The 17587-nt window shown below is 57.0% G+C and carries 17 protein-coding genes; 8 read left to right on the forward strand and 9 right to left on the reverse strand.

Features of this window, described 5'->3' with window-relative positions; all coding sequences use genetic code 11:
* Positions 1-220 precede the first annotated feature (220 nt).
* Positions 221-787, reverse strand: coding sequence for a D-glycero-beta-D-manno-heptose 1,7-bisphosphate 7-phosphatase (gmhB, locus tag HCK03_RS21635; protein ID WP_167692174.1), 567 nt, complete (start codon positions 785-787; stop codon positions 221-223).
* Between the two features lie 188 nt (positions 788-975).
* Between gmhB and metN the strand changes: the two genes are divergently transcribed.
* From metN to proS, 6 genes are all read left to right on the forward strand, one after another.
* Positions 976-2007 (forward strand): methionine ABC transporter ATP-binding protein MetN, encoded by a 1032-nt coding sequence (gene metN / locus HCK03_RS21640; RefSeq protein ID WP_041144155.1) that lies wholly within the window; start codon positions 976-978, stop codon positions 2005-2007.
* Positions 2000-2653, forward strand: coding sequence for a methionine ABC transporter permease MetI (locus HCK03_RS21645; RefSeq protein WP_041144154.1), 654 nt, complete (start codon positions 2000-2002; stop codon positions 2651-2653). Before metN ends, HCK03_RS21645 begins: the two co-directional genes overlap by 8 nt.
* 85 nt (positions 2654-2738) lie before the next feature.
* A complete protein-coding gene (locus HCK03_RS21650; RefSeq protein ID WP_041144153.1) occupies positions 2739-3554 on the forward strand; it encodes a MetQ/NlpA family lipoprotein in 816 nt (271 codons plus the stop codon).
* 108 nt (positions 3555-3662) lie between these two features.
* Positions 3663-4070, forward strand: a complete 408-nt coding sequence (gene rcsF / locus HCK03_RS21655; RefSeq protein WP_041144152.1) for an Rcs stress response system protein RcsF — start codon at positions 3663-3665, stop codon at positions 4068-4070.
* Positions 4067-4774 (forward strand): tRNA (N6-threonylcarbamoyladenosine(37)-N6)-methyltransferase TrmO, encoded by a 708-nt coding sequence (gene tsaA, locus HCK03_RS21660; protein ID WP_041144151.1) that lies wholly within the window; start codon positions 4067-4069, stop codon positions 4772-4774. The genes rcsF and tsaA overlap by 4 nt, the downstream gene beginning before the upstream one ends.
* Positions 4775-4886: 112 nt before the next feature.
* A complete protein-coding gene (proS, locus tag HCK03_RS21665; RefSeq protein ID WP_167692175.1) occupies positions 4887-6605 on the forward strand; it encodes a proline--tRNA ligase in 1719 nt (572 codons plus the stop codon).
* Positions 6606-6666: 61 nt separating this feature from the next.
* On the opposite strand, the gene nlpE is transcribed toward proS, so the two are convergent.
* From nlpE to HCK03_RS21680, 3 genes are read right to left on the reverse strand one after another with little or no spacing between them, the layout of a single operon-like run.
* Positions 6667-7365, reverse strand: coding sequence for an envelope stress response activation lipoprotein NlpE (gene nlpE, locus HCK03_RS21670; RefSeq protein WP_123552781.1), 699 nt, complete (start codon positions 7363-7365; stop codon positions 6667-6669).
* 42 nt (positions 7366-7407) lie between these two features.
* Positions 7408-7821 carry an alternative ribosome rescue aminoacyl-tRNA hydrolase ArfB gene (gene arfB, locus HCK03_RS21675; protein ID WP_041144148.1) on the reverse strand — a complete coding sequence of 138 codons (414 nt, stop codon included), beginning with the start codon at positions 7819-7821 and terminating at the stop codon, positions 7408-7410.
* A complete protein-coding gene (locus tag HCK03_RS21680) occupies positions 7818-8363 on the reverse strand; it encodes a YaeQ family protein (RefSeq protein ID WP_041144147.1) in 546 nt (181 codons plus the stop codon). The genes arfB and HCK03_RS21680 overlap by 4 nt, the downstream gene beginning before the upstream one ends.
* Before the next feature lie 196 nt (positions 8364-8559).
* Between HCK03_RS21680 and HCK03_RS21685 the strand changes: the two genes are divergently transcribed.
* Positions 8560-8760, forward strand: coding sequence for a YaeP family protein (locus HCK03_RS21685; protein WP_041144146.1), 201 nt, complete (start codon positions 8560-8562; stop codon positions 8758-8760).
* A complete protein-coding gene (rof, locus tag HCK03_RS21690; protein WP_041144145.1) occupies positions 8747-9007 on the forward strand; it encodes a Rho-binding antiterminator in 261 nt (86 codons plus the stop codon). Before HCK03_RS21685 ends, rof begins: the two co-directional genes overlap by 14 nt.
* A 15-nt stretch (positions 9008-9022) precedes the next feature.
* On the opposite strand, the gene tilS is transcribed toward rof, so the two are convergent.
* The 5 genes from tilS to dnaE all read right to left on the reverse strand — a co-directional run bounded on the left by tilS (position 9023) and on the right by dnaE (position 17553).
* A complete protein-coding gene (gene tilS / locus HCK03_RS21695; RefSeq protein ID WP_407692390.1) occupies positions 9023-10324 on the reverse strand; it encodes a tRNA lysidine(34) synthetase TilS in 1302 nt (433 codons plus the stop codon).
* A 69-nt stretch (positions 10325-10393) separates the two neighbouring features.
* Positions 10394-10783 (reverse strand): VOC family protein, encoded by a 390-nt coding sequence (locus HCK03_RS21700; protein WP_041144144.1) that lies wholly within the window; start codon positions 10781-10783, stop codon positions 10394-10396.
* A 62-nt stretch (positions 10784-10845) separates the two neighbouring features.
* On the reverse strand, positions 10846-12984 hold the full coding sequence (locus tag HCK03_RS21705; RefSeq protein ID WP_167692176.1) for a lysine decarboxylase LdcC: 2139 nt from the start codon (positions 12982-12984) through the stop codon (positions 10846-10848).
* 114 nt (positions 12985-13098) lie between these two features.
* On the reverse strand, positions 13099-14058 hold the full coding sequence (accA, locus tag HCK03_RS21710) for an acetyl-CoA carboxylase carboxyl transferase subunit alpha (RefSeq protein ID WP_041144142.1): 960 nt from the start codon (positions 14056-14058) through the stop codon (positions 13099-13101).
* 12 nt (positions 14059-14070) lie between these two features.
* Positions 14071-17553, reverse strand: a complete 3483-nt coding sequence (gene dnaE, locus HCK03_RS21715; RefSeq protein WP_041144141.1) for a DNA polymerase III subunit alpha — start codon at positions 17551-17553, stop codon at positions 14071-14073.
* Between the last annotated feature and the right edge of the window lie 34 nt (positions 17554-17587).

A 17587-nucleotide genomic window follows, 5' to 3' on the forward strand; every position in this document is an offset into this window, starting at 1 on the left:
ACGCGGCTTTCGCTCACCGTTGCGAGGTGGCGTATATTACGCTTTCCTCTTTCAGAGTCAACCCTTAATTTAGGATTTTTCTCTTCAACCGAACCGGCTAGTTGGTGTGAAGTGATTCACATCCGCCGTGTCGATGGAGGCGCATTATAGGGAGCCCGCCGGGAATGACAAGCGGAAAAATACAATTTTATTTCAACCGCTCATCTTTTATACGTAACGCTTATTTTTGCTGCTTTTTGATGGCTGCGGGCAGGTCTGCAAGGCTATTAAGCACCCAGTCAGCGGCACTTTCCGCATCAGCCGTGACCGGCTTGCCGGTGCGCACCAGCACTTTAGTGCCAATAGCCGCCGCCAGAGCTGCCTGCATATCTTCAACTTTGTCGCCTACCATATAAGAAGCGGCCATATCTATATTAAGGTAGTCACGCGCGGAGATGAGCATCCCCGGATGCGGCTTACGGCAATCGCAGGTCTGGCGGTATTCTTCAACGGTGCCCTGTGGATGATGCGGACAATAGTAGATACCGTCCAGATCGACGCCGCGGTCGGCCAGCGACCAGTCCATCCATTCGGTCAGCGTTTCAAACTGCGCTTCGCTAAACTTACCGCGAGCGATACCGGACTGGTTGGTGACGACCACCAGGGCGAAGCCCATCTCCTTTAATTGACGCATTGCATCAATTACGCCATCGATAAATTCAAAATTATCGATTTCGTGGACATAGCCGTGATCGACATTAATCGTGCCATCACGGTCGAGAAAAATTGCGGGTACTGACTGTGCCACCGGTTTACTCCTGATAAAGGCTAGTCTGATTAGTATCGCATGTTTCCTGATGCAAGAAAGTGCTCATTATACAGAGTCGGATTGATTTAGACGTCTGGATGCCTTAACATCCATTTCATTGACAGGCATCGCCTGGACACGGCAGAAGAAAATGCCACGGCAAACGGCTAAACGATAATAAATAACTGATGATTAAACTTTCGAATATCACCAAAGTGTTCCAGCAGGGGAACCGCACCATACAGGCGCTGAACGATGTCAGCCTGCATGTTCCCGCCGGGCAAATTTACGGCGTTATCGGCGCATCCGGCGCCGGTAAGAGTACGCTGATTCGTTGCGTAAACCTCCTCGAGCGTCCAACCCAGGGCAGCGTACAGGTGGGTGGGCAGGAGCTTACCGCGCTTTCTGAAAAGGAGCTCACCCGCGCACGCCGCCAGATAGGCATGATTTTCCAGCACTTTAACCTGCTGTCATCACGTACCGTTTTCGGCAACGTGGCGCTCCCCCTCGAGCTGGACAATACTCCGCCGGCGGAGATTAAACGCCGCGTGACCGAGCTGCTGGATCTCGTCGGCCTGTCCGACAAGCATGATAGCTACCCGGCCAACCTCTCGGGCGGACAGAAGCAGCGCGTGGCAATTGCTCGTGCCCTGGCCAGTAATCCGAAGGTTCTGCTGTGTGACGAAGCCACCAGCGCGCTGGATCCGGCGACCACCCGCTCCATTCTGGAGCTGCTGAAGGATATCAACCGCCGCCTCGGCCTGACGATTCTGCTGATCACGCACGAGATGGACGTCGTCAAACGCATCTGCGACTGCGTCGCGGTCATCAGCAACGGGCAGCTGATCGAGCAGGATACGGTGAGCGAAGTCTTCTCTCACCCAAAAACCCCGCTGGCACAGCAGTTTATTCAATCAACGCTGCATCTGGATATTCCGGATGACTATCAGGCACGCCTGAAGCCAACCGCGCTCCCCGATAGCGTCCCGATGCTGCGCATGGAGTTTACCGGCCACTCCGTCGATGCTCCGCTGCTCTCAGAAACCGCCCGCCGCTTTAATGTAAATAACAACATTATCAGCGCGCAGATGGATTACGCCGGCGGCGTGAAGTTCGGCATTATGCTGACCGAGATGCACGGCACGCAGGAAGACACCCAGGCGGCTATCGCCTGGCTGCAGGAAAATCATGTAAAAGTAGAGGTACTGGGATATGTCTGAGGCAATGATCTGGCTGCTGTTGCGCGGCGTGTGGGAAACGCTGGCAATGACCTTTGTCTCCGGCTTTTTCGGTTTTGTCCTCGGCCTGCCGGTAGGCGTGCTGCTGTACGTCACCCGCCCGGGGCAGATTGCCGCTAACGCCAAACTCTACCGAACCCTGTCGGCGCTGGTGAACATCTTCCGCTCTATACCTTTTATTATCCTGCTGGTGTGGATGATTCCCTTTACCCGCGTGATTGTCGGTACGTCCATCGGCCTGCAGGCAGCCATTGTGCCGCTGACAGTTGGCGCCGCGCCGTTTATTGCCCGTATGGTGGAGAACGCGCTGCTTGAGATCCCAACGGGTCTTATCGAAGCATCCCGCGCGATGGGCGCCACGCCGATGCAGATCGTGCGTAAGGTCCTGCTGCCTGAAGCGCTGCCGGGTCTGGTGAACGCCGCGACGATTACGCTCATTACCCTGGTCGGTTATTCCGCCATGGGCGGCGCGGTCGGAGCCGGTGGTCTGGGGCAGATTGGCTATCAGTACGGCTACATCGGCTACAACGCCACGGTAATGAATACCGTGCTGGTATTACTGGTTATTCTGGTTTATTTAATTCAATTCTCTGGCGACCGTATCGTCCGGGCTGTGACTCACAAATAACATTATCGACACAACATCGTTCAGGGCGCCTCCGCGCGGTCTGGGCGACGCGTGTACACACAGACTCTTACAGGAAGGAAATAGCATGGCCTTTAATTTTAAAACCTTTGCGGCAGTAGGTGCGTTGATCGGTTCTCTGGCTCTGGTGGGCTGCGGCCAGGATGAAAAAGATCCGAACCATATTAAAGTCGGCGTCATCGTGGGTGCTGAGCAGCAGGTTGCTGAAGTGGCGCAGAAAGTCGCTAAAGAGAAATATGGTCTCGACGTTGAGCTGGTCACGTTCAACGACTACGTTCTGCCGAACGAAGCGCTGAGCAAAGGCGACATCGACGTTAACGCCTTCCAACACAAGCCTTACCTCGACCAGCAGATTAAAGACCGCGGCTATAAGCTGGTCGCCGTCGGCAACTCCTTTGTTTATCCGATTGCCGGCTACTCCAAGAAAATTAAAACCCTCGACGAACTGCAGCCGGGCTCCCAGATTGCCATTCCTAACGATCCGACTAACCTCGGCCGTTCTCTGCTGCTGCTGCAGCAGGCGGGTCTGATCAAGCTGAAAGAAGGCGTTGGCCTGCTGCCAACCTCTCTGGATATCATTGAGAACCCGAAAAATCTGAAGATTGTTGAGCTGGAAGCACCGCAGCTGCCGCGCTCCCTCGACGATGCGCAGATTGCCCTGGCGGTTATCAATACCACCTATGCAAGCCAGATTGGCCTGACCCCGGCAAAAGACGGTATTTTTGTCGAAGGTAAAGACTCTCCGTACGTCAACCTGATTGTTGCTCGCGAAGACAACAAGGACGCGGAAAATGTTAAGAAATTTGTTCAGGCTTACCAGAGCGATGAAGTTTTTGAAGCCGCGAATAAAATCTTTAACGGCGGCGCAGTGAAAGGCTGGTAATCTTTTTTCACCGTAATATCATTCAGGACGGGCTTTATGCCCGTCTTGTCATTTATGCAAGCACCTGATTCAATAGCGCCCTGTTTTATTATTCATTGAGGAAATACTATGCGTGCTTTACCGATCTGTTTGTTAGCACTCATGTTAAGCGGTTGCTCTATGCTAAGCAGATCTCCCGTCGAACCTGTACAAAGCACGGCAACGGCACCTGCCAAATCGGAACCGGCAAAACCCAAGGCCGTGCGCCCGGCACCGGTAAGAATCTATACCGATGCGTCAGCGCTGGTCGGCAAGCCTTTCCGCGATCTGGGTGAAGTCACCGGTGAGTCATGCCAGGCCTCAAATCAGGATTCACCGCCGAACATCCCTACCGCCCGCAAGCGTCTGCAAATTAATGCTGCGAAAATGAAAGCTAACGCGGTCCTGCTGCACAGATGCGAAGTCACCAGCGGTACGCCAGGATGCTATCGCCAGGCCGTTTGCCTTGGCTCTGCGCTTAACGTTTCGGCGCAATGAGTTCTTTTGAGTTTGCGCAGATAGGTGTTATTCGCTCGCCGTATAAAGAAAAGTTTGCCGTACCTCGCCAGCCCGGGCTGGTTAAAAACGGCGGCGGCGAGCTGCATCTTCTGCCCCCCTATAACCAGGCCGACGCCGTGCGCGGCCTGGAAAACTTCAGCCATCTGTGGGTATTGTTTGTTTTTCATCAGACCATGGACGGCGGCTGGCGGCCTACCGTGCGCCCTCCCCGCCTCGGCGGCAATGCGCGAATGGGCGTTTTCGCCACGCGCTCAACCTTCCGGCCAAACCCCATCGGCATGTCGCTGGTCGAGCTCAAGGGTATTCGCTGCCAGAAAGATCGGGTGATACTTGAGCTCGGCAGCCTCGATCTGGTCGACGGTACGCCGGTCGTTGATATCAAACCCTATCTTCCGTTTGCCGAAGCGCTGCCGGATGCCAGCGCCAGCTACGCCCAGCAGGCGCCGCTGGCTGAAATGACGGTCAGCTTTACGCCGGAGATGGACGCGCAGCTTGCCCTGCTGGAAAAGCGCTATCCGCAGCTTAAGGCGTTCATTCGCGAAGTTCTGGCGCAGGACCCGCGTCCGGCCTATCGTAAAGAGGAAGAAGCAGGAAAAACTTACGCCGTCTGGCTGCTCGATTTTAACGTGCGCTGGCGCGTGATTGCGTCCGGTTTTGAAGTCTTTTCTCTGGAACCACGCTAATTTTATTTTCCTCTCTTTTGGCATCTTTGCCACACTGGTAAACTAAACCACTTTTTTTGTTTCAGGCTGGCCCTCCAGCCTGTTCCGATCGTCCAAATGGAACCGTAACAACATGCGTACTAGCCAATATCTGCTCTCCACACAAAAGGAGACACCTGCCGACGCCGAAGTCATCAGCCATCAGCTGATGCTGCGCGCCGGGATGATCCGCAAGCTGGCCTCCGGATTATACATCTGGCTGCCAACCGGCCTGCGCGTTCTGAAAAAAGTCGAAAACATCGTGCGTGAAGAGATGAATAACGCCGGTGCTATCGAGGTGTCTATGCCGGTCGTTCAGCCGGCAGACCTGTGGCAGGAGAGCGGTCGCTGGGAGCAATACGGTCCGGAACTGCTGCGCTTCGTCGATCGCGGCGATCGCCCGTTCGTCCTCGGCCCAACGCATGAAGAGGTGATCACTGACCTGATCCGCAACGAGCTGAACTCTTATAAGCAGCTGCCGCTGAACTTCTTCCAGATCCAGACCAAGTTCCGCGATGAAGTTCGCCCGCGCTTTGGCGTGATGCGTTCGCGCGAGTTCCTGATGAAAGACGCCTACTCTTTCCATACGACTCAGGAATCGCTGCAGGAAACCTACGACACGATGTATGCCGCCTACAGCAAAATCTTCTCCCGCATGGGTCTCGATTTCCGCGCGGTACAGGCTGACACCGGCTCTATCGGCGGAAGCGCATCGCACGAGTTCCAGGTTCTGGCGCAGAGCGGCGAAGATGACGTTATCTTCTCCGACAGCTCCGACTTTGCCGCCAATATCGAATTTGCCGAAGCCATTGCGCCGAAAGAGCCGCGCGCCGCCGCCGCTCAGGAAATGACGCTGGTCGATACGCCGAACGCCAAAACCATCGCCGAGCTGGTTGAGCAGTTTAATCTGCCGGTTGAGAAGACCGTGAAAACGCTGCTGGTTAAAGCAGTGGAAGGCAGCGCTTATCCGCTGGTTGCCCTGCTGGTTCGCGGTGACCACGAGCTGAACGAAGTCAAAGCGGAGAAGCTGCCGCAGGTTGCCAGCCCGCTGACTTTCGCCACCGAAGAAGAGATCCGCGCTATCGTCAAAGCAGGCCCTGGCTCTCTCGGTCCGGTCAACATGCCGGTTCCGGTCGTTATCGACCGTACCGTGGCGGCAATGAGCGATTTTGCCGCTGGCGCTAACGTTGATGGCAAACACTACTTCGGCATCAACTGGGATCGCGACGTTGCCACCCCGGAAGTCGCCGACATCCGTAACGTTGTCGCCGGCGACCCGAGCCCGGACGGTCAGGGTACGCTGCTGATCAAACGCGGCATCGAAGTCGGCCACATCTTCCAGCTGGGCACCAAGTACTCCCAGGCGCTGAACGCGTCGGTGCAGGGCGAAGATGGCCGCAACCAGGTGCTGACGATGGGCTGCTACGGCATCGGGGTCACCCGCGTGGTCGCCGCAGCTATCGAGCAGAACTATGACGATCGCGGCATCATCTGGCCGGAAGCTATCGCGCCTTTCCAGGTGGCGATTCTGCCGATGAACATGCACAAATCCTACCGCGTGCAGGAGCTGGCCGAGAAGCTGTATAGCGAACTGCGCGCCCAGGGCATTGAAGTCCTGATGGACGACCGCAAAGAGCGTCCGGGCGTGATGTTTGCCGATATGGAGCTGATCGGTATTCCGCACACCATCGTGCTGGGCGACCGCAACCTCGACAACGACGATATCGAATATAAGCATCGTCGCGTCGGTGAAAAACAGCTGATCAAAACGGGCGACATCGTGAACTACCTGGTTAACGCCATTAAAGGTTAATTCCGCGCCTGAATGCAAAAAGGCCTCGCATCTGCGAGGCCTTTTTTATCGGTGCTACTTTTTACTGGCCACACTCTTTGCCGGGGATAAACTTCACGTCCTTATCCGCCGTCAGCGTTTTCACCATTTCACCGCTGTCAGGGTTAGGCTCGAGGGTAAAGTGCCCTTCCACCACCAGCAGCACCGGACGCGTATCCGTTCCGCGCGCGGCGGCATAATCACGCTCAAGCTGGGCATTATTGGCAACCGCAGTTCGTTTGCCTGTGGCGCAATCGGTAAAGGTCGCCGCATCCGCCATATAGAAATACATGCCGCGCATCGCCATCGGCGTGGTCGGCAGGCTGGCTTTCACCGACTCGAGGGTATAGTTCAGCGTTGACTCAATCGGGTTGCCTTCGCGATCGAGCATCTCCAGCTTGTCGCCCTTCGCGCGATAGTAGGATTTCTCCCCTTTGCTATCGGTCAATACCAGCTTATCCGCGGTGCGGGCCCAGGTCCCGTACGACGCGAACGATGACGGCTCGCGGGTCACGCCCTGGTAGCGCTCATTCATCACCCAGCTGCCGTCTTTTTCGAGAAACAGCGAGGTTTCGATGCCTTCGCAATCGGCGCACGGCAGTATCCCGCGCCAGCTCTGCTGCATCGGCTTCAGCTCCGTCATCGCCGCCGGCTGCAGCGTCTCAACTTCTGCCCGATGATTGCAGCCAAACAGCGCAAAGAGCGAACAGGCTGCCGCCACTGAGAATATGATTTTCTTCACTGTAAATTCCTTATAATCCATGCCACCCGTTCGTCGCATCGCCTACTGACGAACTTTCCCACGCAGCGCTTTGACCGATGATTTTTGCGACTTAGAAGCAAGCCGACGCTCTTTTGATGCTCGGGTTGGTCGCGTTTCCCGGCGACTTTTTTGCGCTACGGTTAATTCTTGTATCAGCGCAATCAGGCGAGCAATCGCGGCTTCGCGATTCATCTCCTGGCTGCGGTATTCCTGAGCCTTAATGATAACCACACCGTCGGCAGAAATTAAGTGATGACTGGCGGTGAGCAAACGCTCCTTGTAGTACTCCGGCAGGCTCGAAGCCTTAATATCAAAGCGCAGGTGGATCGCGGTTGACGCTTTATTCACGTGCTGACCGCCCGCGCCCTGCGCACGGATCCCCGTCAGGGAGACTTCATCCTCCGCAATAGAGACGCTGCGGCTAAAGGTAATCATGCCGCCGGTTGCCAGGCCGTTAAATGAATTTCCAGATTATTCTTAGCGTCGGATAACCAGATGCTGCCGTCCTGAATAGTGGCCTGCAAAATCATCGTGCGATCGGCAAAGGCGCTGAGCTGCTCCAGCTGCGCATCGTCCAGATACCAGACCGTCAGCTTGCTGAACTGCGCCATTTTACTCTTATTCTGCTGCCACCAAACCTCGGCCGCCCGGCTATTGTAGGCAAACAATGCGACTTCCTGCGAACGCGAGCAGGCTTTTTTAATCCGCTTGTCGTCCGGTAATCCGAGCTCAATCCACAGTTCGACGCCCAGATGATCGTTGAGCAGCCACAGCTCGGCCTCGTCATCCGAGGAGAGGCCGCGGGTAAACTGCAGCCGCTCGTCGGCATACTTAATCCACGCCAGCAGGCGCAGCATCATGCGCTCCTGGGTTTCAGACGGATGCTGCGCCAGCGTCAGGCTGGCATCAATAAACCGGTTGCGATCCATATCGGCTACATTTACCGTCGCTTTATAAATCGTCGCTTTCAGCGCCATGAAAAAACTCCTGAAAAAAATGGCGTACATTGTAGCGAAACTGGCGACAAAAGGCTGTCGACAATCGAGGGATCCCTTTTCATCCTGCTGATATTGCTTAAATGACTATGGTATAGTCACCTTGCTAAACAGAGTTTATCTTCGTAGGCTTAAACTTGCATCCCACGGTTGAGTCAGAATACTGACAGGAGGGCATGTGGACCAATATTGTGAGTTAATACGCAAGCGGTATGCGGAAATAGCCAGCGGAGACCTGGGGTATATCCCGAATGCGCTGGGTTGCGTGTTGAAAGTATTGAATGAAATTGCGGCGGATGAGGCCCTTTCGGAGTCAGTCAGGGAAAAGGCCGCCTATGCGGCAGCAAACTTACTGGTGAGCGATTATGTCAATGAATGATACTTATCAACCCATCAACTGCGATGATTATGACAATCTCGAACTTGCCTGCCAGCATCATCTGGTGCTGACGCTGGCGCTCAAAGATGGTGAGCAGCTGCAGGCGAAGGCAAACGATCTTATCTCGCGCAAAAATATCGAGTATCTGGTGGTGGAACTTGGCGACAACAGTCGCGAGCTACGCCTCGATACTATCGCCAGCTTCAGCCACCCGGAAATCGGTACCGTGGTGGTGAGTGAGTCCTGAATAAAAACGGGTGGCTTAGCCGCCCGTTTTCCTCCATACCAGCCGTACGCCCTCGCTATCCTGCGCTTCCCCTTCACGGGTAATAAACAGCAAATCCGCGGCAGCAATAAGCGTTTCGCCGTAAAACAGCAGCGGCGTGGTATCGCGACGCCAGGGCGCGATACCCAGCTCCTGCCAGATTTTCTTCAGCTTGCGCCCGCCGTGACGACCGACGATATGCAGATTGCCGCCGGCGCGAAAGCGCACCGTCACCGCTTCGCCGGCGAGCGGAGCGCGCAGCGGCCCTCCGGCAAGCAGCGACAGCTCGCCCATCCCCTCCGGCAGCCGCAGAGGCTGACGGCTATCGGGCCATGAGAGCACCGCCTCCGTCTGGCCGGGGAGATATTTCACCCACCACAGCCGCTGCCGGTAGCGGCGAACGGTAAAGTCACCGAGACGCAGGCAGGGAAACGCATCCTCCCGCGCCTGGGCAACCTCACGCCAGATCCGTTCCGGCATCTCGCGGGATGGCATCGGCGCGTTGTGCCACGCCAACCAGCGGCGCAGCAGCGCGGCGCGACGCGCGGCGCTCACGGCGGTCAGGGGTTCAATCGCTAAGGTTCCGTCATCCGCCATCAGCGACGCCAGCTCTTCTGCCAGCATCTCGTCCAGCAGGCTCTCCTGTTCAGCGCAGAGGTCGGCGCTGCGGGCTACCGCCTCGGTGAAGTGCGGCCAGCGGGCGCTAAGCCGAGGAATAATCTGCAAACGCAGAAAGTTGCGATCGTAGGTATCGTCCTGGTTGCTCTCATCCTCAATCCAGCTGAGCTGATGACGCAGCGCCCACTGGTGTAGCGCTTCCCGGCGGGTATTGAGCAGCGGACGCAGCAGCAGCGTGTCAGAAAAGGCGGAAGAGGCGGCCATCGCCGACAGCCCGGTCGGGCCGCTGCCGCGCTTGAGCGCCAGCAGGAAGGTTTCACACTGATCGTCGAGATGCTGGGCCGTCAACAGCACCTCTCCCGGCTCGATCGCCGTTCGGAAGGCCCGGTAGCGCGCCTCCCGGGCGTGCGCCTCGACTCCCAGACCGGTATCCGCCAGCACCACGCGCTCGACCACCAGCGGGACCTGCCACTGCCGGCACAGCTGCTGGCAGTGCGCGACCCAATCGTCGGCATTCGCGCTCAGGCCATGATGAATATGGATAGCTCGCAGCCTTAACGTCGGATCCTGCGCGCGCCAGCAGACCAGCTGGTGGAGCAGAACCGTTGAATCGAGGCCGCCGCTGAAGGCCACCAAAAACTGGCGGTGCGGCTGAAGGTTTTGCGCAATATCTGGGGTCATCTTCATGATAGTGCTGGCTGAGGGGAGATAGCCCGGCACGTTACCGGCCGGGGCCATCTCTGGCAAGGACTACTGCTGATAAATTTCCAGCGGCAGGCCGTCAGGGTCGTTAAAGAAGGTAAAGCGCTTATCGGTGAAGGGATCGATACGTATCGCTTCACACTTCACGCCGTGGGCCTCGAGGTGGGCCACCGATGCGTCAATATCATCCACGCTGAAGGCCAGGTGACGCAGGCCGCAGGCCTCAGGGCGCGACGGGCGGGCCGGAGGAGAAGGAAAGGAGAAGAGCTCAATGACGTACTCCCCGTTCAGCGCCAGATCCCCCTTCCACGAGTCGCGCTCTTCGCGGTAGAACTCGCTCTGCAGCGTAAACCCGAGAATATCGCAGTAGAAGGCTTTGCTCTGCGCATAGCTGCTCGCAATAATCGCAATATGGTGAACTCGTTTTAGACCCAGCATGGTAAACATCCTCGTATTGATATCAGCCAGGTTACCCGCACCGCCCGCCGCGGCGCAAGCACCTAATCATTTTTTAAGACCCGTACCCGATAGACGCCATCCTCGTCGCGCTTCGCCCCGTGAATGTCGGTTTCAAAGCCCGGATAATGGCGGCCAATGGAGCACAGCATCAGCAGGAAATCGAGCACCGCGCGGCTCTCCTCGGTAATCATCTCCCCGGGCATCAGCAGCGGCACGCCCGGCGGATACGGCAGGATCATGTTAGCGGATATACGCCCGACCAGATTTTCCAGCTCGATGGTCTCCACCTCGCCTTTGATTTGCCGCTGCCAGGCCTGGTGCGGCGTCATCTTCATTTCCGGCAGGACGTCGAAGGCGCTCAGCATCAGCTGCGAAAGCTGGTGCTGACGGATCAGACGATGGATCCCCTGGGCCAGATCCTGAATGCGCATATTGCGGTAGAAATCCGGGTCTTCGGCGTAGAGATCCGGCAGCATATTCTTCACCCGCAGATTAAGATCGTAGCCGCGTTTAAACTCCGTCAGGCCGCGCAGCAGCCCCATCGCCCGGGTTTTGTCGATGCCGATGCTGAAAAGGAATAGCAGGTTATAGGGCCCGGTTTTTTCCACCACCACGCCGCGCTCATCGAGGAACTTCGCCACCAGCGCGGCCGGGATGCCTTCGTCATCCATATTGCCCTGCTCATCCATCCCCGGCGTCAGGATCGTCACCTTAACCGGATCGAGGAACATATGGTCGTCATCGGCATCCTGAAAACCGTGCCACTGCTCACCGGCAGCAACCGGCCAGCACCGGGTCTCGGCAATATCTTCCGGCTGCCAGATATCAAAGAACCAGCCGTCCGCCTCTTCGCGCAGGCGCTGTACCTCTTTGCGGAAATCCAGCGCCCGCTCTATCGAGCGCTGGATCAGGCGCTTGCCCGAGTTCCCGCGCAGCATTGCCGCGGCGGTTTCAATCGAGGCGACGATCGGATAGCTCGGCGAGGTAGAGGTATGCATCATAAAGGCTTCATTGAAGGTCTCTTCGTCATAGCTGCCTTTAATATGGATCAGCGAAGCCTGCGACAGCGCCGCCAGCATTTTGTGCGTCGACTGGGTTTCAAAGATAACTTTGCCCGGCACGCGATCGCCGCTCATGCCGCTCTTCCCCTGATAAATCGGGTGGAAATGGGTATAGGGCACCCACGCGGAGTCAAAGTGGATAGAGGGGACGTCGAGCGTCTCTTTTATCCAGGTAGTGTTATACAGCAGGCCGTCGTAGGTGGAGTTGGTGATCACCGCATGTACCGGCCACTGCGCCCCGCCCGTCGTGCTCACCTTGTGCTGAATGCTGTCGCGGGTAAACTCCCGCTTCGGGATGCCGCCGAGGATCCCCAGAGCATTGCGCGTCGGCTTGAGCCACAGCGGGACGACGTCGCTCATCATCAACAGATGCGCCAGCGACTTGTGGCAGTTGCGATCGATAAGCAGCGTGCTCCCCGCCGGGGCAGAGTACATGCCGACAATTTTGTTCGACGTTGAGGTGCCGTTAGTCACCATATAGCTCTGCTCTGCACCGAAGGCGCGAGCGATATACTCTTCCGCCTCCAGATGCGGCCCGGAGTGATCGAGCAGCGATCCCAGCTCCGTCACGGAAATGGAGACGTCGGCCTTGAGCGTATTGCCGCCAAAGAAATCATAAAACAGGCAGCCTACCGGGCTTTTCTGGTAGGCGCTGCCGCCCATATGTCCCGGCGTGCAGAAGGTATATTTACCCTCCTGGACGTAGTTGAACAACGCTTTGGTAAACGGCGGCGTGATGTTGTCGAGATACTCGCGGGTGTACTGGCCGATGCGGGTGGCAACCTCCTGCGCCAGGCCGAGAGCATACTCGAAGAACCACAGCGTCATACGCAGATCCTGACTGCTGACATCCATCGTCGAATGCGCGTTGATAAACGCGTACAGCGGCAGATATTCGTTGAGCTGATTAATATCGCTGCACAGCTCGACGTTATACTCATCCCAGTCAAAAATGACGCCGCAGATCCGCGGATTATGTTCGATAAACTGCAGCAGGTCGGCGCTATTTTGCGGCCAGATGGTCTGAAAGCCTTGCTGTTGCAGGGCGGCTTCCAGTTCTTTAATCGGTTCGTCTTTATGATAGACGCCGTGGGGACCCATGATGGCAATGATGTTCACGCATTCCTCCTGGAATTGACCTAAGGCAGGCATCATAGCAACCGCGCCTGGGTATCGCACATAAAAAAAGGGCCGGAAAATCCGGCCCTTTTTACGGCATAACGCAAGGAAGAATCAGGCGTAGCCGTAGTTCATCAGACGCTGATAGCGACGGTTTAACAGCTCTTCTTCGCTCAGGATATCGAGGTCCGCCAGATCGGCCAGCAGCTGCGCTTTCAGGCTTGCAGCGATGGCTTCCGGATTGCGATGCGCGCCGCCCAGCGGCTCCGGAATAATGGAGTCGATAAGCTTCAGCTCTTTCAGACGCGGGGCCACGATCCCCATGGCTTCAGCAGCCAGCGGGGCTTTGTCCGCGCTTTTCCACAGAATGGACGCGCAGCCTTCCGGTGAAATAACGGAATAGGTGCTGTACTGCAGCATATTCACTTTGTCACCGACGCCAATCGCCAGCGCGCCGCCGGAGCCGCCTTCGCCGATAACGGTGCAGATGACCGGTACGCTCAGGCGCGACATTTCACGCAGGTTACGGGCAATCGCTTCCGACTGGCCGCGCTCTTCCGCGCCAACGCCCGGGTAGGCACCTGGGGTGTCGATAAAGGTGATGATCGGCATTTTAAAGCGCTCGGCCATCTCCATCAGACGCAGCGCCTTACGGTAGCCTTCCGGTGCCGGCATGCCAAAGTTGCGACGAATTTTTTCTTTCGTCTCGCGCCCTTTCTGGTGGCCGATAATCATCACCGGACGCCCGTCCAGACGCGCAATACCGCCGACGATAGCTTTATCATCAGCGTAGGCACGGTCGCCGGCCAGTTCGTCAAACTCGTCGAACGCCAGGCGGACATAATCCAGGGTGTATGGGCGACGTGGATGGCGTGCCAGCTGAGCAACCTGCCATGCGCCGAGATCGGCGAAGATTTTACGCGTCAGCTCTACGCTTTTTTCACGCAGACGATGCACTTCTTCATCGATGTTAATATCGAGTTTCTCATCCTGACGGCTTACTGCAGTCAGGGAATCGATTTTCGCTTCCAGCTCTGCAATCGGCTGTTCAAAATCAAGGAAATTCAGACTCATAGTATTCCTGTATTAGTCAAACTCCAGTTCCACCTGCTCCGAGCCGATAAGGCCACGCAGATCGTTGAGTAAACGATCGCTCGGAGAGACGCGCCATGTTGCGCCGAAGCGCAGCCGCGCGCGCGCATCCGCCCTCTGATAATAGAGGTGCACTGGAATAGTTCCCGAACGGTGGGGTTCCAGAGACTGACGGAGTCGGTTTAAAAGCTGGTCATCAATTTGCCTGTCCGTCAGCGAGATAGCAAGCCCGCGAGCATATTTTTCCCGGGCTTCGTCAATGTCCATCACTTCACGGGCGGTCATTTTAAGCCCCCCGCTGAAGTCATCAAAGCTGACCTGTCCGCTGACGATAAGTATGCGGTCTTTTTCCAGCAATTGCTGATATTTATCCAGAGCGTCGGTGAATAACATCACCTCCAGACGCCCGGAACGGTCATCCAGAGTACAGATGCCGATACGATTGCCGCGCTTGGTGACCATTACCCGCGCAGCAATAACGAGCCCCGCCGCCGTGGTAACTTTACCACGATCGGTCGGATGCATGTCTTTGAGCCTGACGCCGCCTACGTAGCGCTCGATCTCTTTCAAATACTGGTTGATCGGGTGACCGGTCAGATACAGCCCCAGGGTCTCCCTTTCGCCATCGAGCACCACCTGCTCCGGCCACGGCTGGCAGTTAGCGTAGGATTGCTCGATTTGTTCCGGCTCTTCCGCCAGCACGCCGAACATGTCGGCCTGGCCAATGGCCTCGGCTTTTGCGTGCTGATCGGCGGCCTTCAGGGCGTCGCCAAGCGAATTCATCAGCGCTGCGCGATGCGGCCCGAGGCGGTCAAACGCCCCGGACATAATCAGTTTTTCCAGCACCCGGCGGTTGAGCTTTTTGGTATCGGTACGGGCGCAAAGGTCGAAGAGCTCGCGGAAATAGCCGCCTTCGTTACGCGCTTCGATAATCGCTTCGATTGGACCTTCGCCGACGCCTTTAATTGCCCCAATGCCGTAGACGATTTCACCCTCGTCATTAACGTGGAAGTGGTACAGGCCGGAGTTAATGTCAGGCGGCAGGATTTTCAGCCCCATCCGCCAGCACTCATCCACCAGCCCAACTACCTTCTCGGTGTTGTCCATATCCGCCGTCATGACCGCGGCCATAAACTCTGCCGGGTAGTGCGCCTTCAGCCACAGCGTCTGGTAGGAGACCAGCGCATAGGCCGCGGAGTGCGATTTGTTAAATCCGTAACCGGCGAATTTCTCCACCAGGTCGAAGATTTTTATCGCCAGCTCGCCATCAACGCCGTTTTTCTTTGCCCCTTCCTCGAAGGTGCCGCGCTGCTTGGCCATCTCCTCCGGCTTTTTCTTACCCATCGCACGACGCAGCATATCCGCGCCGCCGAGCGTATAGCCGGAAAGCTCCTGCGCGATCTGCATGACCTGTTCCTGATACAGGATAATGCCGTAGGTCGGCTCCAGCACCGGCTTCAGACACTCATGCTGCCACTGCACGTCCGGATAGGAGATCTCCTCCCGGCCGTGCTTACGGTCGATAAAGTTATCCACCATCCCTGATTGCAGCGGACCGGGACGGAACAGCGCCACGAGGGCGATCATATCTTCGAAGCAGTCCGGCTGCAGACGTTTGATCAGGTCTTTCATGCCGCGCGATTCAAGCTGGAAAACCGCGGTGGTTTCCGAGCGCTGCAGCATATCAAAACTTTTCTTATCTTCCAGCGGAATGGCGGCGATATCCAGCGGCTCTTCGCCGTTCTTGGCCCGCCGCTTGTTGATCATCTCCAGCGCCCAGTTGATGATCGTCAGCGTACGCAGGCCGAGGAAGTCAAACTTGACCAGCCCCGCATATTCCACGTCGTTCTTATCAAACTGGGTGACCGGATGCAGCCCGGCCTCATCGCAGTACAGCGGGGCAAAATCGGTGATTTTGGTCGGGGCGATAACCACCCCGCCCGCGTGCTTACCGGCGTTACGCGTGACGCCTTCCAGCTTGCGCGCCATATCGATCAGCGCCTTGACCTCTTCGTCAGCTTCGTAGATTTCCGGCAGCTGCGGTTCGGCTTCAAAGGCTTTCGCCAGGGTCATCCCCGGATCCGGCGGCACCAGTTTTGAGATGCGATCGACGAAGCCATACGGATGGCCCAGCACGCGGCCAACGTCGCGGATAACCGCTTTTGCCGCCATCGTACCGAAGGTAATAATCTGCGATACCGCATCGCGGCCGTACATGTCCGCAACGTGCTCGATAACCTGATCGCGCTTCTCCATGCAGAAGTCGACGTCAAAGTCGGGCATCGACACGCGCTCCGGGTTCAGGAAGCGTTCGAACAGCAGATCGAACTCCAGCGGATCGAGATCGGTAATTTTAAGCGCGTAGGCCACCAGCGAGCCGGCGCCGGAGCCTCGTCCAGGACCAACGGGCACGCCGTTATCCTTCGACCACTGGATAAATTCCATCACGATCAGGAAGTAGCCAGGGAAGCCCATCTGGTTGATAACCTGCAGCTCGATCTCCAGACGTTCATCATATTCCGGACGCTTCTCTTTACGCTCGGCTTCGTCGGGGAACAAGAATTCCAGGCGCTCTTCCAGACCCTCTTTCGATTTCAATACCAGGAAATCTTCAGTCGTCATCTCGCCGGTCGGGAACTGCGGCAGGAAGTATTCGCCAAGGCGCACGGTGACGTTACAGCGTTTGGCAATTTCTACGCTATTTTCCAGCGCCTCGGGGAGATCGGAGAACAGCTCGCACATCTCATCTTCGCTGCGCATATACTGCTGCGGCGAATAGTTACGCGGGCGTTTCGGATCGTCGAGGGTGAAGCCGTCATGGATCGCCACGCGGATTTCATGCGCGTCGAAGTCGCCGGTCTCGAGGAAGCGCACGTCGTTCGTCGCCACCACCGGCAGCCCGCGCTCCTCCGCCAGCTGGACGGCGGCGTGCAGATAGGTCTCTTCGTCCGCCCGACCGGTGCGGATCAGCTCCAGATAGTAGCGATTGGGGAAGTGCTCTTCGTAGAAGTCGACGCACTGTTCAACCAGCGCCGCGTTGCCGCGCGTCATGCACACGCCGACGTCGCCTTTGCGCGCGCCGGAGAGCAGAATCAGCCCTTCCTGATGCTCAACCAGCCAGTCTCTGTCGATCCACGGCCCGAGGGCGCCGTAACCGCGCTGATAGGCGCGGGAAATCAGCAGGGTGAGGTTTTGGTAGCCGGCGTTATCGGCCGCCAGAACGGTAATTTCGGTCAGCTCATCGCCCAGCAGATCGCACTGGACGTGAAAATCCGCGCCGACGATCGGCTTAATCCCGGCTCCGTGTCCCGCTCCGTAGAACTTCACCAGCCCGCACAGGTTGGTAAAATCGGTGATCGCCAGCGCCGGCATGCCTAACGCGGCCGCCTTTTTCACCAGCGGCCCGGTTTTCGCCAGCCCATCGATCATGGAATAGTCGCTGTGCACCCTGAGGTGTACGAAACGTGGTTCAGCCATCTTCAGATTCCGCGTTACTTGATTGCGTATTGAT

Source organism: Klebsiella terrigena, from assembly GCF_012029655.1.
Lineage (GTDB): Bacteria > Pseudomonadota > Gammaproteobacteria > Enterobacterales > Enterobacteriaceae > Klebsiella > Klebsiella terrigena.

Bases quoted from the DNA above. Each gene is read 5' to 3' on its own strand.
- HCK03_RS21680 (WP_041144147.1), bottom strand. From the start codon at position 8,363: ATGGCGCTGAAAGCGACGATTTATAAAGCGACGGTAAATGTAGCCGAT.
- rof (WP_041144145.1), top strand. From the start codon at position 8,747: ATGTCAATGAATGATACTTATCAACCCATCAACTGCGATGATTATGAC.
- rcsF (WP_041144152.1), top strand. From the start codon at position 3,663: ATGCGTGCTTTACCGATCTGTTTGTTAGCACTCATGTTAAGCGGTTGC.
- HCK03_RS21700 (WP_041144144.1), bottom strand. From the start codon at position 10,783: ATGCTGGGTCTAAAACGAGTTCACCATATTGCGATTATTGCGAGCAGC.
- accA (WP_041144142.1), bottom strand. From the start codon at position 14,058: ATGAGTCTGAATTTCCTTGATTTTGAACAGCCGATTGCAGAGCTGGAA.
- tsaA (WP_041144151.1), top strand. From the start codon at position 4,067: ATGAGTTCTTTTGAGTTTGCGCAGATAGGTGTTATTCGCTCGCCGTAT.
- metN (WP_041144155.1), top strand. From the start codon at position 976: ATGATTAAACTTTCGAATATCACCAAAGTGTTCCAGCAGGGGAACCGC.
- tilS (WP_407692390.1), bottom strand. From the start codon at position 10,324: ATGACCCCAGATATTGCGCAAAACCTTCAGCCGCACCGCCAGTTTTTG.
- HCK03_RS21645 (WP_041144154.1), top strand. From the start codon at position 2,000: ATGTCTGAGGCAATGATCTGGCTGCTGTTGCGCGGCGTGTGGGAAACG.
- dnaE (WP_041144141.1), bottom strand. From the start codon at position 17,553: ATGGCTGAACCACGTTTCGTACACCTCAGGGTGCACAGCGACTATTCC.
- HCK03_RS21650 (WP_041144153.1), top strand. From the start codon at position 2,739: ATGGCCTTTAATTTTAAAACCTTTGCGGCAGTAGGTGCGTTGATCGGT.
- proS (WP_167692175.1), top strand. From the start codon at position 4,887: ATGCGTACTAGCCAATATCTGCTCTCCACACAAAAGGAGACACCTGCC.
- arfB (WP_041144148.1), bottom strand. From the start codon at position 7,821: ATGATTACCTTTAGCCGCAGCGTCTCTATTGCGGAGGATGAAGTCTCC.